Raw genomic sequence first — 22,121 nt, forward strand, 5'->3', positions numbered from 1 at the left:
GCTCAGCCGAAGCTGCCGAGGAAAATCTCGAACAACAGGCTGCGCAGGAAATAGAGGAGCAGGATGAGGACGACCGGCGACAGGTCGAGCCCGCCGAAATTGGGCAGGATGCTGCGGATCGGCCGCAGCACCGGCTCGGTCAGCCGGTAGAGCGCGTCGGCGATCATGGCGACCGCCTGGTTGCGCGTGTTGACGACGTTGAACGCGATCAGCCACGACAGGACCGCCGAGGCGATCAGGACGTAGATGTAGATCTGGATGACGGTCGAGATGAGCGCCAGAAGGGAGTACATCGCGTCAGGCCCCGCATCGAAGTAGCTGCCGCGCCTCCCGCCGGCTCGGTCGAGCCTGATTTAAGCTGCGCCGGAAGCCCCCGCAACCCCTGGGCCGTCTGCGTCTCCGGACCGTTCTTGACAGCCCCGAACCGCAAACCCTAAATGGCCGCGCTTTGCCGCCTTTCGGCAAACCCATCAGGTTCGGGGCCGTAGCTCAGCTGGGAGAGCGCCGCGTTCGCAATGCGGAGGTCAGGGGTTCGATCCCCCTCGGCTCCACCAAAAGACACGTACAAGCGGGACCATTTCCACCGTTCTGTGCGAGATCAACGCCTTGGCGCTGCCGTTTGGTGCACCCCGCTGGCATACACACGGAGTGAAACAGGCGTCAGACTCTCTTCAACTCACCCTGAGCATCACATCCCTTATGATGCCGAATGGCGTGCCATCGAGGTGGCAAGATGAAGAACAAAATCCCCTCGAACAAAATCTCAATAAGGTCGTGGCTGACCTCGTCGTCTGCGTTGCGTGCCGCCCGATCAGATACCCGCGAGCCGGTACACTCGCGTCGCCGTACCGTGGAACAGATGGGCCTTTTCGTCGGCGGAATAGCTCGCCACGATCCGCTTGAACGTGTTCCAGATGGTGTCGTAGCTGCACGTTCCCTTGTCGACGGGAAAATTACCCTCGAACATGCAACGTTGGACGCCAAAGGCTGAAATGCACTCCTCGACATAAGGCCCCCACGCTTCTGCCAGTTCCGACGAGGAAGGCGGCAGCGCGCCGTTTTCAAAGCCAAACCCAAATAGCCGCATTCCAAAACCGCCAACCTTGACGGTGACGTTGTCGTGCTCGGCAAGCCGCTGCATGCCGGCCAGCCACTCGCCGAAGACTGCGTCACGGCGACCGGCATACGGCCCGATGCCAATTGGCCCTCCCGCATGATTGAGTACGATCATCGTTTCCGGAAAGGCGCCCGCGAGGTCAGCCAGCTCGGAAAGCTGTGTGTGGTACATCCATGCGTCGAATGAGAGGCCCAGACGCCCGAGGTGGGCAAAGCCCTGCCTAAACGATCGTTCCTGCAGCATGCCTGGCGGCGGGTCGGCCGTCGTGCCGCGAGCCGCTGGATCGGCATGCCACGCCGAGATGTTGCGAATGCCACGAAAACGAGTTGGCGCAGCCGCGACATGTGCTTCGAGCTCCGCTCCACTTCGGTCCCCGCTAGCGACTAGGTCGACTTTGCCGACAATACCGGCGCAAACACGAGTGTCGCCGTACAGACCGCTCGCACCCATGGCGGCCACGCCATTAGCGAATTCCGTCTCACCCAACGACTTCAATCGGGGATCACCATCGGCGCGATACATCGCCCTGCATTCGACGAAGACGGTGGCGCGAATGTTGTGCCGGTCGCTGATATCGCCAAGGAATTCGAAAAGCAGATAACGGCGATCTGGTCGGTCCCAGAAAAGATGGTGGTGAGCGTCGACGATGGCCAGATTCGGCTCCAGGATCTCCTCCTGCCGTTGCGCCAGCCAATCCGGCCGAACTCGAATATGCGGGCCCGGTTCGTTCGTTTCTTTCCCACTCAAGCGAAATCTCCCGATCGTGACTGGCAGTTCGATCAACCTGCGCTGGGAGTGCAGGCCATCGCGCAACGCTTCATCCAAGTCTGTCGTGACGCCCCCCGGACACCCGTTCCGCGAGCCGTGCTCATTGCGCCCCGCGGAGGAGCACCACGCTCGCCAGCGTCCGTTCGCGCGCGAGCTGTCAGCCCGACCCCTCGCGCGCGACGCTGGGCATCTTGATGAAGATATGACCCTCCATAACTTTTACCTCGAAGACCTGAAGATCGTTGGTTATGGGCGCGCAAAGCCCTTTGCCCGTTCTGATATCGAATCGGCCAGCATGAAGCGGACATTCGATCGCGCCATCCTCCAGCCACCCTTCCGAGAGGCGCGCGTACTCATGGGTGCAGATGTTGTCGGACGCGCGAAACTCATCGCCTGGAAGGTGATAGAGCGCGATTTCGCGATCACCGACAGTGACGGTCGTGACGCTTCCTTCGATCACCCCATCGACCCCTGCAACCATCAGCCAGTCGTCGTCCGTCAATAAATCCACCTCACGCAACCCGATGTCCGTTGAAAATGTCCGTTCGGCAAAATTTCACGATGCCGTCCGGAATGCCGGTGGCGCGTCCCTACGCGCGCTATTTCACCGTTGCGGTCTCTTTTTCGTAGGCGCCAGCATCTTCAAGCACGTGATTGGCGACTTTGAAGGCCTCCAGACCCGCCGGAATGCCGCAATAGACGGTTGCCTGCAGCAGCACTTCTTTGATCTCGTCAACAGAAACGCCGTTGTTCAAGGCGCCGCGGACATGCAGTTTCAGCTCTGAGGACCGATTGAGCGCCGTCAACATGGCCAGGTTGATCATGCTACGCGTCTTGAAATCGAGACCCGGCCTGCTCCATGCGAAACCCCAGCACCACTCGGTCGTAATGGTCTGGAACGTCATCATGAAGTCGTTGGCGTTTTCGATCGAGCTATCTACATAGTCGCTGCCGAGCACCGCACGGCGGACTTCCAGCCCGTCCTCGAAAAGCTTCGTCCGCCCGTTGAGATGACTCTTTCCGTTTGAAGGCTTGGGCATATTTGTCTCTGCTGGTTGTTGCGATATCGACGTCATCGCGGAGCGGGAGCGCTCTTCGGATTTTCGATTTCGACATAGATGTTGCGCGTGAAGCGGTAATGCTGGCGCATCCGTGTAGTCCAGGGCGTCGACTGAGCGGCAGCCTTGGTGTAGCCATCGCTGCGAAGCACGTCGGCGCTCTCTAGCTCGTAGATCGCAAGATACTTCGGTGCTCCTTCCACCGCGACATAACGCTTGGCATCGAGAAACCCCTCAATAGCCAGTCGCTCCGGCAGATGCTCTTCCCAATACCACCGGTTAAATTCCTCCTCGTATTCGGGCTCTACATCCATCGCGACTAACAGCAATGCCCGGGCTTCCTTGCTCATTTGTTCAAGCTCCTATTCCACCGACGAAGCGCACTGACGCGTTTGACCCATTCTTCTGGGCTTTGCTGCCGCAGCGATGAATCATAGGCGCGACCAGCGTCACATCGGTCCATCGATGGGCCGCAGAAAGCGCCCATCCTCGATGCGTTTGTCGCCATCGACATAGAGCGTCGGTTCGAGGAGGACGCCGTCGATGTGGATTTTGGACATGATCGTTCCGCCAACGTCGATGTTGGTCCCAAGCCCGAAATGTATGGAGCCCAGGATGTTTTTGTCCTCCCGCTGAACCCCGCGGATCATGGCCTTAGTGTTTATGCCAACCGACGCTTCTGCTGGACACAGATACGCATTTTCGTCTCCAAATTCGGCAAGGTGATTACGCAAGGTGTGCGCGTCCGCGCCGCCGTCGATCTTGACGATCCGTCCCTTGTCGATGGTGATTTCAATCGGCCCTGTGAGACGGCCGAGGTGATGCATGCACAGATCTACGACGAGCTTTCCGTGTGCGTTGTATTCGACCGGCGGCACATTGAATTCGCCGTTCGGGAAGAGAAAGCGCCGAAGCAGCGACTTCCGGTTCTGCACCTTGCCGACATCCTGAATCTTGTACGGCACGAAATCGTCGCCCGGCAGATTTGGAACAAAGATTCGGCCCTCAACCGAATATGTGAAATCCGTGCCGTACTTGGATGTGACGCGGCAGGTCTTGGCATCCCGACCGAAGATGTTGACCGCCACGTAATAATTACGTCGCGCCATCTCGAGCTGGTTCTCGGTCACAGCGCCCGATTGGAACATCTCAAGCGTCATGCCGCCATCCATGCAGATGGCGGCGATGCCCGCCTGCATAGCCTTAAGGTTGGCGGGCGAATGCAGCATCCCGGTCGAAGCTATGAGGACATTCGCATCCACAGTCAGCATGGCCGTGCAAACAGCTTCGGGCGGATCGAAATAATCAGCGGGACGACGATCGAAGATCGCAAGCGCGGCGTCGGCACCCAATTCCGAAAGGGTGGCCATCACCACCTGCCACACCCGCGGGTCGTGAGCGAAGTCGGTGATGACGAGAACCTTCATCCCCTCGGTGATATTGGCCACGAGAGGGGCCCTCAGGTACTTCATCGTTCCAGTCGTGAGCCCAGTCAAAGCCGCAGCCTCCTCAAAAGCACCTGCTCTCCAATCTGATCATATTACAGAATGTCTGTCACTATCATACAATCATATACAGAAAATGTCTGCCGACGTGGTGCGGTGCCCTTTCTCGCCTATTCTCGTAAGCGTAGCAGCAAAAAACATGTGCTTATCATGGGCTTCTGGCACAAGGAGGCGCCGCCTAGTTTGACTACGGTAGGACCGTATGATAGTAAGCCAACGTCGCGCTAGGACACGCTAGATTGTTTCAAAGCGTCGATGCCACAATCGGGGCGAGAGTTGGCGAACAGTCCGAGCGGCTCGCGCAGACAAGCTCATGGCGCAGCGATGCGATGCGCCGCGTTAGGCACCGTTGCCGCCGGCCGAGATTTCCCTAGTGACGCGATGGAGCAATAGAATGGCGAGGGTTCCCTACATCACCCGCGATGAAGCGCCCGCGGAGTACCGCGAACTCTTCGACCATTCTGCTTCAAACCGCGGCCACGTCTCCCATTTGTTCAGAGCGCTGGTCGCATCTCCGAAGCTGTTCAGAAAGCGATACGACTACAGCAACAGCCTGCGGGACGACACGGCCATAGACCGCCGCTATCGGGAACTGGCGGTGCTCACAGTCGGCCGGATCGCGAATTCGGAGTACGAGTTCACCCATCATGCGCGTTTGGCGCTGCTGGCGGGCGTTCGGCCCACGCAGATTGATGCACTCGCCGACTTCGAGACCTCGACGGAGTTCAATGAACAAGACAAGGCGGTCATGCGCTATGCCGTCGAAGTGACGGAGCAGATACACGTCAGCGACCAGACATGGGCGGCGCTCGCGAAATTCTTCAATCATCGGCAGCTCGTGGAGCTCGTGCTCATTGTCGCTTGGTACAATCAGACCGTCCGTGTGCTGATCCCGCTGCAGATCGAACTGGAGGCCGATACCGTGAATCGGTACGTGGCCGAACGCGAGCGGCACGGAGCGGATTGAGGATCCATCCGTTGAAATCCGATTGCGCCGCTGCCGACGCTTGCTCGCGATGACCATGGAGAGCGAATGACGGCTCGAGTCATGAAGGCGGGCGACATCCACTTCAACGTCGTGGTGGAGGGGCCACCTGGCGCGCCGTGGGTGGTCCTGAGCAACTCGCTCGCCACCAACCTATCGCTCTGGGAAAGCTTGGCCGCAGCCCTGCGCGGACGATATCGTGTGTTCCGCTATGACCAGCGCGGTCACGGCCTTTCCACCGCATCGCCCCCACCCTATTCCCTGCCGCTGCTGGTTGAAGACGTAGTCCATTTGATGGACCAAGCCGGGATCGAGCGCGCAAATTTCGTCGGAATCTCGATGGGCGGCGCGACCGGATGGGGACTGGCGCACCATCACCACGAGCGGCTCATCTCCCTCACGGTTTGTGATTCGGCATTGGCGGCGAGTTCCGCGGCGGAATGGGAGAAGCGTCTCGCGATCGTACGCTCGGAGGGACTTGGTGCACTCGTGGAACCGACGCTGGCACGCTGGTTCACCAGTCAGTCCATAGCCCAGGAAACGGATGCCGTCAGGCAAGTGCGCAAGATGATCCGAACCACCAGCCAGGAGGGATTCATCGGCTGCGTGATGGCGCTTCAGACCTACAGCTATTCGGAAGGAGTCGAAGCCCTAAGGCTTCCAGTGCTATTGGTCGCCGGCTCGCAAGACGGCCTTCGCCCGAAGACGATGGCGGAAGACGCGCGCCGCATCATCGGCGCCCGGCTTGCCGTAATCCCCAACGCTGGACATCTCTCCAACATTGAAAATCCCGCCGAATTCAATCGCGTCGTCGGATCATTTCTGGACGCGCAGCAACTGTAAGCACCGTCGGTCGGTTCAAGGGAGCGAAGACAGGAACGGCTTTACGAATTCGGCGAATTCTCTCGGCGCCTGATAGGGGCCCAGATGAGAAGCCGAAGGCGCTACGACGAACGTCGCGTTTCGAAGCCTGTCGGCAACGGCACGGGCTACACCGTCGGGCGGGTTGTTGTAGTCAAGTGCACCGCCCGCGACGAGCACCGGACACCGCATCTCGTCAAGGATCGGGTCGATGAACGTGCCCACGATACCGCGCACAGTCATCTCATAGCCCTTGGGATCGTTCTTGGAAAATATATCGTCGCGATAGTGGACGAAGTGGGCATCGTGGGGCAGCGGGCCGTAAGCTGTACTGACCGCCTCCTCGGCGATGAAATCCATTCCGCCGCCTCCCGACTTCATCTTTTCGAGCCGGGCGAGTGACAACTCCCGTTTGGCGCCCATCGTCGGGTTAGTGAAGACAACCGATCTGACCCTTTCTGGGTAAGTATGGGCATAGTAGAGGCTGATGACGCCGCCGACGGCAGTCCCCATGATGGACAAAGTGTCCAGGCCGAGTGCATGCCTGATGGCCTCGATGTCTTCGACATGATCGGAGATCGTCCACGGACGGGCCGGGACCGGAGAACGTCCGAAACCACGCTGGTCATAACGGATGCAGCGGACGTCCTCGCCCATCTCGGCAACGAACCTGTCCCAAAAGGTCAAATTCGCGCCCAGCGCATGAACGAGGAGAAGGGGCGGCGCACCCTCGGGCCCGCTGACTTGCACGTTAAGGTCAATCACTTGCTTCCCTTGCCCTGCAATGAGAGAGCGACCGAACGCGACGGGCGGACTGAACGAGCACGCGATCGAACTCGCCAGCTACGGAAACGATTGGCTTTTGAGGAATCCGAATGGACGCGATACAGAGCACTCACCTCTTTGAACGGGGCTCATGTCGTGACCGGCAGGAGGCTACCAGCGATGCAGAAATGCAAAATAGAGATCGCAGCCAATGTGTGACAATCATTCGATAATACTATAGTGGAGATTTTTCGTACTGCCAGCGTTCCGTTTCTTCATTTTTTCCAATATCTAACCGGATTCGAGCTTTGAGGCCCGAAGGGAAACAAATGGTCGACACGCTTCGCGTCGAGAAGATGCCTGCCCCGCTCCGCCAACGAGTGGTCGATAATTTGCGCGGTGCAATCACAGGCGGTCGCTTCAGGGCCGGGGACCGACTGGTCGAAAGGGAGTTGTGCGACGCTATCGGCGTAAGCAGGACGCTGATACGCGAAGCCCTTCGGCAATTGGAAGCCGAAGGCTTGGTCAGTGTGCTGCCCAATAAGGGCCCCATCGTCGCTTTGATGACCGCGGAAGAAGCGCGTGGCCTCTATCAGGTGCGCGCCGTCCTGGAGGGATTGGCGAGCCGTTTGTTCATTGACACTGCAACCGAGAAACAGAAGGCGCAATTGAGACAGGCCTTCAACCGCCTCACGGTCGCGTGCGAAGCCGATAACTTCCTGGAGGCCAGCGCGGCCAAGAACGACTTCTATGTGACCATGTTCAGCGGCTCTGGCAACGAGACCTTGCTGCTTCAACTCAATCAACTGTTCGCCCGCACCAGCATCCTGCGATCGATGACGTTGAACTACCCGAACAGGCTTGCCCAGTCCGCCAAAGAGATCGAGAAAATATTCCAGGCGGTCATGAGTGGAGATAAAGAGGCAGCCTGGAATGCGAGCGTGGCTCACGTAGAAAGCGCGGCAGCCATCCTGATGAAGATCATGAAGGCAAGGGAAGATTCATAGCTCGCCGTCGCGAGAGCTAGGCCGCGGCCGCCTGTGCAAGCGGCACTGAAGCATCGCGCAAGGCTTCCATATTCACCGGCTTTCGACCCCGGATTAATGCGCGACCCGCGCGTATGTCTGCAGCACGGTTGATTGCGGTTACACCGTTCACGGTCCCCCCCTTCGAAATATGCACGGCGGTGAAGGCGTCATCGCCGCCGTCGGCACGCACGACAGTCGTCTCAGCCTCTGTCGCCAACCCGACCACCTGGATGTTTGCGCGGTGCTGATCGGACCAGAACCACGGAATCTCGTCGTAGGCTTGAGTAGACCCCGCCATGGATCGGCCGACGCTGAGGCCATGATTCTGGGCGTGGGCCCAAGTTTCAAGCCGCATTGGCTGCTGGTAGATGGGATGGGGAAAGACCGCGATGTCCCCCGCGGCATAGATGTCGGCTAAGCTCGATTCTCCGAACGCGTTCACCAGGATTCCATTGTCCGACTCGATCCCGGCCTGCTCGGCCAGTTCGACGTTTCGCTTCATCCCGATCGCGGCAACGACGACATCGCAGATCTCGTCCGGCCCGTTCGCGCACGCAACGCGCAGTCTGGCGCCAACAGGGACAATCCCCTCGACGCCGACGCCGTAGCGGATTTCAACTCCCGCGTTTCTGTGTATCCGATCCACGGCCGCAGCGCCCTCCGGCGATACGCATCGTCCCATCGGCGCGGCCCCTGCCTCAAGGACGAGAACCGACGCGCCAAGCGCGCGTGCGCTCGCCGCGACCTCAAGACCGATCACCCCGGCGCCGATGCAAACGACGCGGGACGCCGAAACAAGCGCTGATCGCAGACGCCGAGAATCGGCGAGGTTCCGCAGGTAATGTGCATGTTCGGCGCCGGGAATGGCCAGTCGACGCGCCCGGCCGCCGGTCGCGATCAGGAGTTTGTCGAACGGTTGTGTCGCGCCATTGTCGAGTGTCAGGCGCCGGGCCTTGGCATCAATCTCCAGCACCTTCGTCTGAAGAAGCAGATCGATGTTTCGCTCATCGTATGTCGTCACGGACTGAAAAAACTTGACCGCCGGTTCCTCGGCCTCGGTCAGCACCGCCTTCGACAAGGGCGGACGTTCGTAGGGATGCCAAGGCTCGTCGCCGACGATTAGGATACGGCCGGCAAACCCGGCCTGTCGCATTCCGATCGCCGCCCAACTCCCAGCTTGTCCGGCACCGATGATGACGTGGAGCGGTTCCATGACTGGCGTTCTTGGGTGCGACTTCGGTGCGACTTCGTTTGCCAACTGCCGCTACGCAGCCTTTCCGACCTTCCGAGTGATGGCCGCGCGCAGAGCAAGCGACACGCTCCACAGGACGATGAGTATGGCGATGACGAGGACAACACCGCTCACGGGCCTCTGGAACAAGACCCAGTAGTCCCCTTCAGAGATGAGCAGGGCACGCCGCAGGTAGACCTCCATCAACGGCCCGAGGATGAAGCCAAGCAAAAGCGGAGCGGGTTCAAGACCAACAAGCCGCATGAAATATCCGGCGCCGCCGAACACGCAGATGAGCCCGACGTCGAACACACTGGAATTGATGCTGTATGTGCCGATACATACCGCGGTCACGATGACCGGATAGAGCAGGTGGGTCGGCACCGACAGAAGCTTGACCCAGATTCCGACCAACGGAACGTTGAGCAGGATCAGCATCACATTGCCGATCCAGAAGCTCGCAATGAGCCCCCAGAATATCTCGGGATTATTGGTGAGCAGAAGTGGCCCGGGCGTTATGCCGTGGAGCATCATCGCGCCAAGCATGACGGCCATGGTGGCGGTGCCCGGCACTCCGAGCGTGAGCATTGGGATGAATGCCGTCTGCGCCGCGGCGTTGTTGGCCGCCTCGGGTGACACCACGCCCTCTATGGCTCCGTGGCCAAAGCGCTCGGGCGTTTTTGATATCCGCTTTTCGACAAGATAGCTGAAGAACGAGGCGAGGGTCGGGCCTGTGCCCGGTAATGCTCCGAAGAAGCTTCCTATGCCGGAGCCGCGAAGGACCGGATTCACGGAGCGCCGCACGTCATCGGCCGTCGGGATCATCGACCGGAGTGTAACCTTCGCCTTGATGATGTCGGGCGGCGCCTCGGTGAACGTCGATATGATCTCGGTTATGCCGAAAAGTGCCATCGCCAGCACTGCAATGCTGATGCCGTCGTAGAGCGCATAGATGTCGAGGTCGAACCTTGGAACACCGCTGTTCACGTCGATGCCGATCAGCCCCAGAAGAATGCCGACGAGGACCATCGCTATGCCCTTGGCCGGACCGCTCTTGCCGATGCTCGCCGCGGCCAAAAGGCCCAGCACCATGACGGAGAAATATTCCGTCGGGCCGAAAGCAATCGCGAGATTTGCAATGACCGGCGACAGGATCATCAGCAGGATGATTCCGACGATGCCGCCGATGAACGAGCCGACACCTGTCATCAGAAGGGCTACGCCCGCGCGGCCTTGCCGCGCCATGGGATAGCCGTCAAGGGCGGTAACGGCACTGGCAGCGCCGCCGGGAACGTTGAGCAGAATCGACGTGATCGAGCCGCCGTATTCGGACCCGTAGTAGACGCCCGCGAGCATGATCATCGCGGTCACGGGATCCATGTAAAATGTAAAGGGAAGAAGAAGTGCGATGGTCGCCAGTGGGCCGATGCCGGGAAGAACGCCCACAAACGTTCCAAGGAAGACGCCGACAAAACAGTACGCGAGATTGTGAAGCGACAGAGCTATCGGAAATCCGATCGTGAACAGATCCATGGCTATAAGGCTCCTCCAAAGGCGGGAATTTGGAGCTCAAGGCCAACGACGAATAGTAGCCAGAACGCCAGAGTAGTCAGGCTCGCCAGGACGACTGTTTGCACGGGCCGGATTGTCTTGCCGCCGAGCGCGCACAGACAAACGCATAGGAAGACCGCCGGCACGAAACCGAGGTAGCTGATACCGGCTGCGAAGGCGGCCACACCGGCGAGGACTGCCGCGATCGCGCGCCACTCGACCTTCGGCAATGGGCCGCCCGCGCGGTTGAACGCCGGCACTATGATGATGACCCCTACGAGAATGGCGAGCGCGCTGACCAGCAGAGGAAACAGGCCCGGCCCTATGCGCGAACTCGTGCCGAAACCGTAGCGGAACGAGTTCAAGAAGAAGAACAGGCCGAAGAGGCTTATCGCCAGCCCGGCACCAATGTCCTTTATGTCCGGTTTCATGTTCCCCTCCCTATGTCCGGCTTCATGTCGCCCCGCCCCTCCCGACGTCAGATTGGCCGATTGAACGCTCCAACCGGAGACGGGTATCGATCGCTTCCCGTGGAGACAAAGCCTGCGGCGGACGCCGCTTTAGAGGCTGACGACCACATAGTCTTCTTCGACGACGACATCGATCTTCTCAGCGACATAGGGGCCTTTGGCTACCTGGGTGCCCGGTTCGATTTCGACTGGATAGTTCTTGGCCAGCACGCCTTTGGGGTCGAAATAGGATTGACCGGTCCGGATATCGAATTCCCAGCCATGCCAGGGACACCGGAGGATCTCGCCTTGGCGCGAATATTTGTACGCGCTCGGCAAGGTCGCTTCGATCAATCCGATAAGGGCTCCCTCACACAGACTCCCACCTTGATGCGGGCAGCGGTTGAGCAAGCCGAAAAACTCGCCCTTGATGTTGAAGATGGCGACCGGGCGACCTTTGATCGTAACCAGCTTGCGCGACCCTGGCGGGATTTCCCGCACCGCCGCGACAACGTGCTTGCTCAAGGCTGCACCTGTTGCTGAATCTTGGCCGAAATTGGCAAATGCCTCGCGGGTGGTCTCCCGCGAGGCATTTGCTGGGGCTATTGCCCGATGACGATATTCTGTTCTTTCACGATACGCGCCCAGGTCTCGACCTCGGTCTTGAGATACGCGGAGGTCTCGTCAGGCGTCATATAACGCGCCATCTTGCCGATGGCGGCCGCCTTCTCCTTGTACTCATCCGAAAGGGACGCCGTCTTGATCGCGTCGGCGACCTTGGCGAGTACATCCGGTGGTACGCCGGCCGGCGCGACCAGCCCGGACCAGGAGCCGACCGGAAGGGCCTTCATAGCGGGAAGAACTTCCCACAGCGTCGGGACGTCGGGGTAGTCCGGGAGGCGGGTCGGATTCGAGAAAGCGATCAGCTTCAGCTTGCCCGCCTTAACCTGCGGTTCCACATTCGTCCACGAGCTGACGGTAAAGTCGACGCGGCCGGAAAGGATGTCGGCGAGCGCTTCTGCGTCACCATTGTACGGAATGTGCTGCCACCTGACGCCGGCGACGCTCTGGATGAGTTCGCCCGTCATATGGCTCGACGAGCCAACGCCTGCCGAAGCGAATTTCAGCGTGCGCTTCTTCGATTCTGCAAAGAGCTCTTCCGGCGTGCTCGGCGCGAAACCCGGATAGGCGACGATCGCGTGCGGCGTGCTGTAGAAGATGGTCAGCCCTTGGAAGTCCTTGATCGTGTCATAGGGCAGTGACTTCTGGATCGTCGGATTCACCGTGAAGGCGCCCGACACCTGGGCCCAGGTGTACCCGTCAGGCTTGGACCGGTGCAGCGCGCTCATACCGACAACGCCGCCACCGCCCGGCTTGTTGTCGATCAGCACCGGCTGCTTCACGATCTTCGACAGGACGTCCGCAAAGACCCGGACGCCTATGTCGGAGGGCCCGCCCGCCGCATAGGTCGAGATGATCGTGATCGGCTTGGTCGGCCAATCCTCCGCCTGCGCATTTGCCCCGACGGTCAAGAGCGCCGCGGCTGTCAGTAATTTCAGCATGTTCAGCATGGTTCTTTTCCTCCGTTGACTATTTCGCGTTTTTTCTTGTGGCGAATGACGGTTCTAAAGACTCGGCAACTGTCAGAGTCCGTCCGGCAGCCTTGGCGCCGCACGCTTACGCTTTGACCGAGAGCTCCTTGCCCGGAGCGGTGCCGAAGACAAAGTGGGCGTTGCCGCGCAGGTACATTTCTCGTTGCTGGGCCGTGAGTCTGGCGACGGGCAGAGCAAGAAGCGGATCGTCGTAGTCCCAATGCGGATAGTCGGACGAGAAGCAAAAGCGATCCCATCCGGCCCAGCCGATGGCCTCAAGAAGCTGTTCGCGCTTTTCCGGCTCTTCGATCGGCTGGGTCGTGAGCCAGACGCTCTCGCGGATATATTCCGACGGGAGCCGATGGAGGTGCGGCGTCTCGCTTTTCAGCTTCTTGTACTGGGCGTCAAGGCGCCACATCAGAGACGGTAGCCACGCCACACCCGCCTCGATTATGACGACCTTGAGCTTCGGGAAACGCTCGAAAACGCCCTCCATCACTAAGCTCATGACGACCGCCTGACATGACGGCGAGTGACCAAACATTTCTTCGAAATAGAACGACGGCCAGCCGGAGCTCGTTACCGGATAGCCGCTGTCGCCGAAGGCGTGAACGCCGATCGGCAGGCCTGCCGCCTCCGCCGCCTCGTAGATCGGCCAATAGCGCTGGTTGCCGAGCGGATCGCCGGTGCGGCTCCACATCAGCACCTGGACGAAATCCCGGTTCTTAGCGCGGAGTTCGATCTCCTTCGTCGTTGCCGGTGCGTTGTTGTAGGGCACGACGATCGACGCTTTGAGCCGCGAGTCTTTTGAAACGTACTCGGCGATCTGCCAGTCGTTGACTGCGTGACAGTAGGCCTCGCTGAGGCCAGGGTGGCGCATGTCGGATCCGCTGCCGCTCGGATTGAGCAGGCCCATCTCCACATTGTTGGCGTCGAGATGTTGCTTCTGCAGGAGTGCGAGCCCGTCGCCCGTCTTCTTAGGCTGGAAGTCGCGACGCCACGCGTGCGGCTGCGACTTGGGATACATCGAACCGAACTGAACACCACGGCGCCGCGGCGCGCCGTAGATCTCCATCAGCTTCTGCCATCTCTCGTCGAGGAAGGGATAGAGCTCCTTGCGGCTGCTCATCGCCGGATGGATGTCGCAGTCTGCGATCGCAAGGCGGGACGCCGCCCGCGGTTCGTTCCGAATCTCCGCCGTGACGTTCATTGCGGTATCTCCCGTAGTCTCGGATAAGTCGCGAGCGGGTTATCGAACTGGATCTTCCGCGCGAGCTCTGCAGACATTCCCTTGGGCAGCACCTCGTTGCCGTCGAATTGCCAATGGGGATAATCGGTCGAATAGAGCAGCATCTCGTCGCTGCCCATGTGCGTAAAGAACCGCTCGAGCTGCGCGCTCGTCGGGGGCGCGTCCACAGGCTGCAATGTGAACCGAACGTGGTCGCGCACGGTGTCGCTCGGAGAGCGAGTTACCCAAGGAATCTCCTTGCGGAGACCTTTCCAATATTTGTCCATGCGCCACAGGCACGCCGGCAGCCAGGTGAACCCCGACTCCATGAAGACAAATTTCAGGTTGGCGAACTTGGCGAACACGCCCTCGGCCAGAAGGCTGGCGAGCGCATACTGAAAGCCCTGCGCTTGGGCGATGTAATCCTCGCTATGATAGCTCGGCCATCCCAGCGAGGTCGTCGGCTGCCGAAACATGCTGCCCGCATGAATTCCCACCGGGAGTCCAAGCCGATCGGCCGCCTCGTAGATCGGCCAGTAGAACGGCTTGCCCAAGGGCATCTCGGCCGAAACCGGCATCAGCACCTGAACGAATCGGCGATCGCCCGCAAGCCGTTCCATCTCTTCGACGGCGCGGTCCGGCGCCTGCAGCGGCAGGACGATCGACGAGCGCAGTCGCGGCTCCCTGTCGAGCCACTCGCGCGCGGTCCAGTCATTCACCGCATGCGCAAACGCAACGGCCATGTCGCGACTGAAGAGAAGATGCACGCCGTAGACGCTGTTGCAGATCGCGATGCTTGACCCGAACGCATCCATACCCTGCTCGCGGAGCTGTTCGAGGTTGGTGCCGGCCTTGCGGGCTCCATCCCTGGGGCGCCAGTCGGCCCGTGCCGTAATCGGCGAGTTCACCGGGTAAAGGACGCTTTCCATGTCCTCGAACCCCTGCTCCACCGCAGCGTCAGCCCAGTGGCCCGGGAAGTAGGGAAGCAGCGCCTTGATGCCAGGCACAGAGGGGTGGATGTCGCAATCGATGGGGCCATTGGCTATCGACATCTTGAGTCCCTCCCCTCCCAGGAAGTCCCTTGCCGACCGTACTCGCAGTCGCACTGACATCGGCACATCGGTTCATCAGATTATCATACGGTCTTACGATGGTCAATCAATTGGGACCGTACGAATGAGTCCAGCGCCCGACGTCTAGTCGGCCCAGGTCGGTGTACAATAAGATTGACCGTTTGTATGACACGTGGTCGGGTGCGCATGTGGCAGGATCCATGGGCCGACGGCCAACCTTCCCTTTCCGGGTTTTTTCAATGACATCGCCTCAAACCACCGCCTTTCTAGGTCTGGGAATGATGGGCCTTCCCATGGCGTCACGCCTGGCGCGAAGGGGGTACGTCGTACGCGGCTACGATCCGGTCGCAGAGAGACGGGAAAAGCTCATCGAGGCAGGCGGACTTGCGTTCGATTCTCCGTCCGATGCCGTGGATGGATGCCAACGGCTGATCACGATGCTGCCCAACGGTCACGTGGTGCGGGAAACGCTGCTCGGCGGCGAGCCTTGCCTGGCGGGACTGTTGGCGAGGGACTGCATCGCCATCGACATGAGTTCCTCTTCTCCAACGGGCACACAGGAACTCGCCAAGAGGTTGGAGACCTATTCGGTCCGGCTTGTCGACGCACCCGTTTCAGGCGGCGTGGCTCGCGCTCAGAACGGGTCGCTTGCCATCATGGTGGGAGGTGAGGCCGAAGATGTCTCCGAGGTTCACCCCTTGCTGGCGGCCTTGGGAGAGTCGATCTTCGAGACTGGCTCCCTCGGTTCGGGCCATGCCATGAAGGCGCTCAACAACTACGTGTCGGCAGCCGGCTTGGCGGCGGCCTGCGAGGCGGTTCAGATCGGCCGTCGGTTCGGACTGGACCCGGAAATGATGATCGATGTGCTGAATGCCTCGACGGGGCGCAACAACAGCACGCAGGCAAAAATGAAGCCGTTTGTCCTGAGTGAAACCTACGCGTCGGGCTTCGCCCTTGGATTGATGGCAAAGGATCTCAGAACGGCCGACGATTTGGCTCGCAGCCTGGGCGTGCCGGCACCGCTGTCGAAGGCAAACGCGGCATTGTGGGAAGCTGCGGTCAAGCAGCTTGGAAACGCGGCAGACCATACCGAAATTGCCCGATTTCTTTCCTCCGAAGACGCAAAGAGCTGAAGACCTCGCCCCGGGGCTCACCCGGTCAACGTCCGCCGGGTGCGGCGACCGTTACGGGAATGGAGCCCTTGCCCTTCGCCGGATCTTCGATCCTCTAGTCTGCATCGCGAAGCCGTCGCCTTTCTGACACAAGGCGTGGCAAATGCCGCCGCACGCACGGCGGAGGGCTATCGCGCCGCCATCTTCGTGGCAGAAGCCCCGACCCCGCCCGTCCCCCGAGAAGCATTGGAGCGTCCGATGTCCGTCGAAGCTGTTGATTCCGCTCCTTCGTCTGCGACCGAGACGGCGGCCGTCAGCCCGCAGAATCTCAATTATCTGAACTAGCGCTGGATGTTCATTATCGTGCTGCCGCGCTGGCGCTCGGCACGACTTTGCTCCGCAACGTGACGACAACGCGCTATGCGCCGCTCGACATACTCTCGGTCGTGCTCTCGGCGTTGGCATTTGGCGGCCTGGTCTACGGCCTCTCCAGCTCCGGCAGGCAGCGAAGCCGCGATTCCAGCTTGGATTCCGCTCGCGGTCGGCGTCGTGGCGATGGCCGCGTTCGTGGCGCGGCAGATCCAGTTGCAGGCCCACGATAAGGCGTTGCTCGATCTCCGCACCTTCGCCTCGCGCGATTTCACGATCTCCGTGACGATGTTCGTGATCATGATGATGGCGATATTCGGCACGATCATCCTGCTGCCGATCTACATGCAGAACGTGCGCGGTCTCAGCACGCTGCAGACCGGCCTCCTGCTGATGCCGGGCGGTCTCCTGATGGGACTTCTCGGACCTTATGTCGGCCGCGTCTATGACTGCATCGGACCGCGGCCGCTGGTCGTGCCGGGCGCCATCGCGGTCAGCGCGGTGCTGTGGGCGATGATAATCATCAATGAGTTCGTGCGCTTCGTCTACGCCTGCATGTAAATGCGTGATGAGCCGTCGATCGATCCGACAGCACGGAACATCGACACCGTAGGGGGCTGGTGCAGCGCGTAAACGGCGCGTCAACTCCACCTAGCCAAACGGTGCACATTCATGGTACAAAATGATGTGCATCAGGGCATCTAAGTTATTGATCTGGCTTCACTAAGCGCCTCGGCTGCCATCGCCCCCTCGGCTCCACCATAGCCCCGCCGAAACGGCCGGCGTCCGAGTCGCCCTACAGGATCGTCGGCGGCAAGCCCCCGCACAGTTTGGGGAATCGATCGGAACGAGGCGGTGTCTACCGGAACGTCGCCGAAAGAGTGGCGATGCCCGCGAGGTCGGCCGTGACGGTCGCCCCTCCCGGTGGCACCGGCAATGGCGAAATGCGGGCGCCGGTGATCACGACCTGCCCGGAACGCAACCCGCCCGCCCGCGCCGCTACGTGATTGGCAAGCCAGGCGAGCGCCCCCAGCACCTGCGCAGTCGAGGCCTCGCCGGTTGCAGATCCGACAGCGACGCCGTCGAAGGTCAGGTTCATCGCGATCGTCGCCAACTCGAGCCCGCGCCATTCGTGCACGGCCGCGCCGCAGATGATCGCTCCGTTGCTCTGCCCATCCGCCACCACCGACAACGGAGCAACCGCCCTGCGGTTGACGTAGCGCGAACTCAGGATTTCCAGCGCGGGATGGACTGAACCGATCGCGGCCTCGACGTCGACGGCCGTGTAGGGCGCCTCCCGCGGCGGCAGATCGCGTGCGAAGCGGACAGCGATCTCGACTTCGATCTCCGGCGCTATCAGCAACGCACCACTCATCGAATCGGCCGGCGAGGCGAATACGTAAGGTGCAGCAACCGGCGCGCACCTTTGATCTGCCGACGCCGCCGGCATCCCCAGCTTCCAGCCGGCGATCGGTCCCTGCATCGCCACGACGGCATCCTGGATCGCGTAAGCATCGACAATCGTCTGGGGCTGCAAGGCCGGCGGCAGATCGGTTATCGGGCGCAGATTTTGCCGCGCGCTGAACAGAATTGCCGCCGCGCGGGCGACGTCTTCAGGCTGCACGATTTTGATCCTCCCTGCGGAATGTTTGTGAGGGTATTGAGCCGCTCAGCGGCCATACTCGGCCAGGTGACAGCTGACTACGTGCTGGACGGCGATTTCCCGGAGCAGTGGTTTCTGCTGGTAGCAGGCGTCCACGCGTTGCCGGAAACAGCGCGTGTGAAATGGACATCCAGACGGGATGTCGAGCGGGCTCGGCAGCTCGCCGTTCAGCACGATCTCCTGGCGGTTGCCGCGCGGATGCGACGGCAGCGCCGCGGAAAGCAGCGCCTGCGTATAGGGGTGCAGAGGACGAGTGAACAGCTCCTCCGACGGCGCCACCTCGACCAGCTCGCCCAGATACATGACGCCGACCCAGTGCGACATGTAGCGGACGGTATCGAGACCGTGCGCGATCAGCAGGTAGGCGACGCCCGTCTTCTCCTGCAGGTCCTTCATCAGGTTCATGATCTGCGCGCGGATCGAGACGTCGAGCGCCGACACCGGCTCGTCGAGCACGATGATCTTCGGCTTCAGCGCCAGCGCCCGGGCGAGCGCGATGCGCTGGCGCTGGCCGCCGCTGAATTCGTGCGGATAGCGGTCCATGGCCTCGGCGCTGAGGCCGACCTGTTCAAGCGCCTCGCGGACGCGGTCCTTGACGTCGCTCTTGCTGCCAAAACCGTTGACGACCAGCGGCTCGCCGACGGCATCGCCCACGCGCATGCGCGGGCTGAGCGAACTGAACGGATCCTGGAAGACCGCCTGTATCGCCTTGCGGTAGCTCTTGAGCTGCTTGCCGCGGAAGCCGGCAATGTTTTCGCCGTTGAACCAGATGGCGCCGCCGGTCGGGTCGAGCAGCCGGAGAATCATCATCGCGGTCGTGCTCTTGCCCGAACCCGACTCGCCGACGAGCGAAAACGTCTGCCCCTCGTTGAGCTCGAAATTGACGCCGGTCACCGCCTTTACGGTGGGCCGACTCCCTTTGGCGGAAGGGAAGTGCTTCTCCAGGTTCTCAATTTTGAGGAGCGGCTGATTCATATTTCCAGCATCTTGCGAATTGGCCGTTCGACAGGTCGAAACTCGGTGGCGTGACATCGGCGAGGCAGCGATCGAAGCGGTCGGCGCAGCGCTCGTAGAAAGAGCAGCGGGCGGGAATGTTGAGCAGGCTCGGCGGCTGGCCCTCGATGCTCTGCAACCGCTCCAGCCGATCGGCCCTGGGCGCGGAGTTCAGCAGCGCCACCGTGTACGGATGGCGCGGGCGGTCGAAAATGTCCTCCGCCCTCCCCGTCTCCACGATCTTGCCGGCATACATGACGGCGACGCGGTCGCACATCTTCGCGACCACGCCGAAATCGTGCGTGACGATGATCATCGCGAGGTTCTCGCGCTGTTGTATCTCCTTGAGCTGGTTGAGGTATTGGAGCTGGATGGTGAGGTCGAGCGACGTCGTCGGCTCGTCGGCGATGAGCAGCTCCGGCCGGCAGGCGATGGCGATGGCGCCGACGACGCGCTGGCGCATGCCGCCGCTGAGCTGGTGCGGGTATTGGGAAACGCGCGTGTCCGGCGCCGGAATCCCGACGATCTTGAGCAGTTCGATCACCCGCTTCTGCAGCGCCTCGCCCTTGAGGTGATCGTGGATGATGATGCCTTCGCTGACCTGGTCGCCGACGGTCAGCACCGGGTTGAGCGAACTCAGCGGGTCCTGCAGGATCATCGACATGTGGCGGCCGCGATAGTCGCGCATGGCGCGCTCGTCGAGCGCCAACAGATCGACGCCGTCGAACAGGATCTGCCCATCGACGATCTTTCCCGGCTCCGAAACCAGGCGCAGCAGCGACAGCGACATGGCGGACTTGCCGCTGCCCGACTCGCCGACGATGCCAAGCGTCTCACCCCGTTCCAGCGTGAAGCTGACGTCATCGACCGCCTTCACGACGCCACGGCGCGTGAAGAAGTGGGTACGCAGTCCCTTGACCTCGAGCAGCGGCATCAAATCTGCTTCAGCTTGGGGTCGAAACGGTCCCGCAGCCAGTCGCCGACCGAGTTGAACGAGAAGACGACCAGCGCGAGCGCCACTCCCGGGAAGACGCTGATCCACCACGCGCTGCCGAGGTAGTCGCGGCCGTCGGCCGCCATGTTGCCCCACGTCGCTGTCGGCGGCGGCACGCCGGCGCCAAGGAAGCTCAGCGTGCTCTCGGTCAGCACCAGCTCGCTGACCTGTAGCGAGCACAGAACGATGAACGTGTTCACGACGCTGGGCAGGATGTGGACCACCATGATGCGCGCCGCGGAGCAGCCGGCGACGCGCGCCAGCAGCACGAATTCGCGTTCCTTGAGCAGCAGCACCTCGCTGCGAATGATGCGCGAGAAGCGCGACCAGCTGATGATCGACAGCGCCACGATCGTGGTGCCGAGGCCGGGTCCCACCGTCATCACGAAGACCAGCGCGATGAGCAGCGTCGGCAGCGCCATGAACACGTCGGTGAGCCGCATCAGCACGGAATCGACGCGGCCGCCGACATAGCCGGAGACGATGCCGACGGCGAGGCCAAGCCCGCCGCCGAACAGGACGCCGACGCCCGCCACCACCAGGCTGACGCGGGCTCCGAAGAAGATGCGCGTCAGCAGGTCGCGGCCGAGCGAATCGGTGCCGAGCAGATGCAGGCCGTCGCTGCCGCTCCAACCCGGCGGCTTCAGCCGCGACACCAGGTTCATTTCGTTCGCCCCATAGGGCGTCAGCCATCCGGCAAAGACGGCGGCGAACAACGCCAGGCCGAGGACGACGAACGGCACCAGCGTCATGCGGCGCGGTGCTTTCCGGCCGCCGGCGAGCACCGGGTTGCCGGCGAGATCGGTGGCGGCCATCTATTTCGCTCCGCCGAACGCGACCCGCGGGTCGATATAGACGTAGAGAACGTCGACGGCGATGTTGATCGTGACGATCATGAAGCCGACGATCAGCAGGCATCCCTGGACGAGCGGATAGTCGCGGCCGATGATTCCGGAATAGATCAGCCGCCCGACGCCTGGCCAGGCGAAGATCGATTCCACCACGACGCTGCCATTGAGCAGGAAGGCCAATTGCACGCCGGCGAACGTGACCACCGGCAGGAGCGCATTCCGCAGGCAATGCTTCCAGATCACCATCGCCGGGGAGACGCCCTTGATGCGCGCGAGCTTGACGTACTCCGTGTCCATTACCTCGATCATGCTCGACCGCACGAGGCGGGCGATGCCGGCGAGCAGGAACAGGCTCCAGGTGAGTGCCGGCAGGACATACGATTGCGGCCCCTCGATGCGGGCGACGGGCAACAGCCGCAGGCGCACCGAGAAGATCAGCATCAGCATGAGGCCCGCCCAGAAGGCCGGCACCGACATGCCGAAGACGGAGATCACGCGCGTCAGGCTGTCGATGATGGTGCCGCGATAGGTGGCCGCCGCGATGCCGAAGGCGAAGCCGACGATCAGCGCGAAGACCATCGCCACCACGGCCAGCTTCAGCGTGTTCGGGAAGCTCTGCGCGAACAGCGTGAGGACGGGCTGATTGTACTTGATGGAATCGCCGAGATTGCCGTGCAGGATGCCGCCGATGTAGCGCAGGTACTGGACGTAATAGGGTTCATCCAGACCGAGGCGGTGGATCATTGCCTCGCGCGCATCGGGCGTGGCTTCCGACGGCAGCATCATGTCGACCGGATTGCCGATGATGCGCGCCAGCACGAACACGGTCGTGGCAAGGACGAGCAGGGTTATCACGCCCTGGATCAGCCGCCTGGCAATCTGTCGTCCCATACCGGTACCTCACATCACTAGCCGGCCGGTCGCGCGT

At 61.4% G+C, this 22,121-nt stretch carries 24 protein-coding genes and 1 tRNA gene; 6 read left to right on the forward strand and 19 right to left on the reverse strand.

The window, feature by feature from the left end:
• Nucleotides 1-2: 2 nt before the first annotated feature.
• Nucleotides 3-293: a YggT family protein gene (locus tag WDM94_00860; GenBank protein ID MEJ0011178.1), complete on the reverse strand. Its 291-nt coding sequence runs from the start codon at nucleotides 291-293 to the stop codon at nucleotides 3-5.
• Nucleotides 294-478: 185 nt separating this feature from the next.
• Between WDM94_00860 and WDM94_00865 the strand changes: the two genes are divergently transcribed.
• Nucleotides 479-554: transfer RNA gene (locus WDM94_00865), tRNA-Ala, on the forward strand.
• A gap of 257 nt (nucleotides 555-811) precedes the next feature.
• Here WDM94_00865 and WDM94_00870 read toward each other — a convergent pair.
• From WDM94_00870 to WDM94_00890, 5 genes are all read right to left on the reverse strand, one after another.
• On the reverse strand, nucleotides 812-1,942 hold the full coding sequence (locus WDM94_00870; GenBank protein MEJ0011179.1) for an amidohydrolase family protein: 1,131 nt from the start codon (nucleotides 1,940-1,942) through the stop codon (nucleotides 812-814).
• A 100-nt stretch (nucleotides 1,943-2,042) separates the two neighbouring features.
• Nucleotides 2,043-2,387 carry a non-heme iron oxygenase ferredoxin subunit gene (locus WDM94_00875; protein ID MEJ0011180.1) on the reverse strand — a complete coding sequence of 115 codons (345 nt, stop codon included), beginning with the start codon at nucleotides 2,385-2,387 and terminating at the stop codon, nucleotides 2,043-2,045.
• A 97-nt stretch (nucleotides 2,388-2,484) separates the two neighbouring features.
• Nucleotides 2,485-2,925, reverse strand: coding sequence for a carboxymuconolactone decarboxylase family protein (locus WDM94_00880; GenBank protein MEJ0011181.1), 441 nt, complete (start codon nucleotides 2,923-2,925; stop codon nucleotides 2,485-2,487).
• A gap of 32 nt (nucleotides 2,926-2,957) precedes the next feature.
• Entirely contained in the window at nucleotides 2,958-3,293 is a 336-nt protein-coding gene (locus WDM94_00885; GenBank protein ID MEJ0011182.1) for a hypothetical protein, read from the reverse strand.
• A gap of 99 nt (nucleotides 3,294-3,392) precedes the next feature.
• The gene (locus tag WDM94_00890) at nucleotides 3,393-4,391 is read right to left on the reverse strand and encodes a hypothetical protein (GenBank protein MEJ0011183.1); all 999 of its coding nucleotides are present in this window, start codon (nucleotides 4,389-4,391) and stop codon (nucleotides 3,393-3,395) included.
• A gap of 451 nt (nucleotides 4,392-4,842) precedes the next feature.
• On the opposite strand from WDM94_00890, the gene WDM94_00895 reads away from it, so the two are divergent.
• Together WDM94_00895 and WDM94_00900 are read left to right on the forward strand one after the other, a co-directional pair.
• Nucleotides 4,843-5,415: a carboxymuconolactone decarboxylase family protein gene (locus tag WDM94_00895; GenBank protein MEJ0011184.1), complete on the forward strand. Its 573-nt coding sequence runs from the start codon at nucleotides 4,843-4,845 to the stop codon at nucleotides 5,413-5,415.
• A gap of 81 nt (nucleotides 5,416-5,496) precedes the next feature.
• Nucleotides 5,497-6,276 carry an alpha/beta fold hydrolase gene (locus tag WDM94_00900; protein MEJ0011185.1) on the forward strand — a complete coding sequence of 260 codons (780 nt, stop codon included), beginning with the start codon at nucleotides 5,497-5,499 and terminating at the stop codon, nucleotides 6,274-6,276.
• Between the two features lie 15 nt (nucleotides 6,277-6,291).
• Here the strand turns inward: WDM94_00900 and WDM94_00905 are convergent, their stop codons facing one another.
• A complete protein-coding gene (locus WDM94_00905; GenBank protein MEJ0011186.1) occupies nucleotides 6,292-7,059 on the reverse strand; it encodes an alpha/beta hydrolase in 768 nt (255 codons plus the stop codon).
• A gap of 329 nt (nucleotides 7,060-7,388) precedes the next feature.
• Between WDM94_00905 and WDM94_00910 the strand changes: the two genes are divergently transcribed.
• Entirely contained in the window at nucleotides 7,389-8,066 is a 678-nt protein-coding gene (locus WDM94_00910) for a GntR family transcriptional regulator (GenBank protein MEJ0011187.1), read from the forward strand.
• A 16-nt stretch (nucleotides 8,067-8,082) separates the two neighbouring features.
• On the opposite strand, the gene WDM94_00915 is transcribed toward WDM94_00910, so the two are convergent.
• From WDM94_00915 to WDM94_00945, 7 genes are all read right to left on the reverse strand, one after another.
• Nucleotides 8,083-9,300 (reverse strand): FAD-dependent oxidoreductase, encoded by a 1,218-nt coding sequence (locus WDM94_00915; protein MEJ0011188.1) that lies wholly within the window; start codon nucleotides 9,298-9,300, stop codon nucleotides 8,083-8,085.
• Nucleotides 9,301-9,351: 51 nt separating this feature from the next.
• On the reverse strand, nucleotides 9,352-10,851 hold the full coding sequence (locus WDM94_00920; protein ID MEJ0011189.1) for a tripartite tricarboxylate transporter permease: 1,500 nt from the start codon (nucleotides 10,849-10,851) through the stop codon (nucleotides 9,352-9,354).
• 2 nt (nucleotides 10,852-10,853) lie between these two features.
• Nucleotides 10,854-11,300 (reverse strand): tripartite tricarboxylate transporter TctB family protein, encoded by a 447-nt coding sequence (locus WDM94_00925; protein MEJ0011190.1) that lies wholly within the window; start codon nucleotides 11,298-11,300, stop codon nucleotides 10,854-10,856.
• A 129-nt stretch (nucleotides 11,301-11,429) separates the two neighbouring features.
• A complete protein-coding gene (locus WDM94_00930) occupies nucleotides 11,430-11,843 on the reverse strand; it encodes a Rieske (2Fe-2S) protein (protein ID MEJ0011191.1) in 414 nt (137 codons plus the stop codon).
• 77 nt (nucleotides 11,844-11,920) lie between these two features.
• Nucleotides 11,921-12,889, reverse strand: a complete 969-nt coding sequence (locus tag WDM94_00935; protein ID MEJ0011192.1) for a tripartite tricarboxylate transporter substrate binding protein — start codon at nucleotides 12,887-12,889, stop codon at nucleotides 11,921-11,923.
• Nucleotides 12,890-12,995: 106 nt separating this feature from the next.
• Nucleotides 12,996-14,120, reverse strand: coding sequence for an amidohydrolase family protein (locus WDM94_00940; protein ID MEJ0011193.1), 1,125 nt, complete (start codon nucleotides 14,118-14,120; stop codon nucleotides 12,996-12,998).
• Nucleotides 14,117-15,190, reverse strand: coding sequence for an amidohydrolase family protein (locus WDM94_00945; protein ID MEJ0011194.1), 1,074 nt, complete (start codon nucleotides 15,188-15,190; stop codon nucleotides 14,117-14,119). The genes WDM94_00940 and WDM94_00945 overlap by 4 nt, the downstream gene beginning before the upstream one ends.
• Before the next feature lie 260 nt (nucleotides 15,191-15,450).
• Here WDM94_00945 and WDM94_00950 point away from each other — a divergent pair, with 260 nt between their 5' ends.
• Entirely contained in the window at nucleotides 15,451-16,344 is an 894-nt protein-coding gene (locus WDM94_00950; GenBank protein MEJ0011195.1) for an NAD(P)-dependent oxidoreductase, read from the forward strand.
• A gap of 399 nt (nucleotides 16,345-16,743) precedes the next feature.
• On the forward strand, nucleotides 16,744-17,253 hold the full coding sequence (locus WDM94_00955; GenBank protein MEJ0011196.1) for an MFS transporter: 510 nt from the start codon (nucleotides 16,744-16,746) through the stop codon (nucleotides 17,251-17,253).
• A 298-nt stretch (nucleotides 17,254-17,551) separates the two neighbouring features.
• Here the strand turns inward: WDM94_00955 and WDM94_00960 are convergent, their stop codons facing one another.
• Genes WDM94_00960 through WDM94_00980 form a run of 5 tightly spaced genes read right to left on the reverse strand, consistent with a single transcriptional unit; the run spans nucleotide 17,552 to nucleotide 22,084 of the window.
• The gene (locus WDM94_00960; protein ID MEJ0011197.1) at nucleotides 17,552-18,316 is read right to left on the reverse strand and encodes a fumarylacetoacetate hydrolase family protein; all 765 of its coding nucleotides are present in this window, start codon (nucleotides 18,314-18,316) and stop codon (nucleotides 17,552-17,554) included.
• Between the two features lie 45 nt (nucleotides 18,317-18,361).
• On the reverse strand, nucleotides 18,362-19,249 hold the full coding sequence (locus WDM94_00965) for an oligopeptide/dipeptide ABC transporter ATP-binding protein (GenBank protein MEJ0011198.1): 888 nt from the start codon (nucleotides 19,247-19,249) through the stop codon (nucleotides 18,362-18,364).
• 55 nt (nucleotides 19,250-19,304) lie between these two features.
• A complete protein-coding gene (locus WDM94_00970) occupies nucleotides 19,305-20,282 on the reverse strand; it encodes an ABC transporter ATP-binding protein (protein ID MEJ0011199.1) in 978 nt (325 codons plus the stop codon).
• Nucleotides 20,282-21,157 carry an ABC transporter permease gene (locus WDM94_00975; protein ID MEJ0011200.1) on the reverse strand — a complete coding sequence of 292 codons (876 nt, stop codon included), beginning with the start codon at nucleotides 21,155-21,157 and terminating at the stop codon, nucleotides 20,282-20,284. Before WDM94_00975 ends, WDM94_00970 begins: the two co-directional genes overlap by 1 nt.
• Complete coding sequence (locus tag WDM94_00980; GenBank protein MEJ0011201.1) at nucleotides 21,158-22,084, reverse strand: ABC transporter permease; 927 nt, start codon at nucleotides 22,082-22,084, stop codon at nucleotides 21,158-21,160.
• Nucleotides 22,085-22,121 lie beyond the last annotated feature (37 nt).

The organism is Bauldia sp., from assembly GCA_037200845.1.
GTDB lineage: Bacteria > Pseudomonadota > Alphaproteobacteria > Rhizobiales > Kaistiaceae > DASZQY01.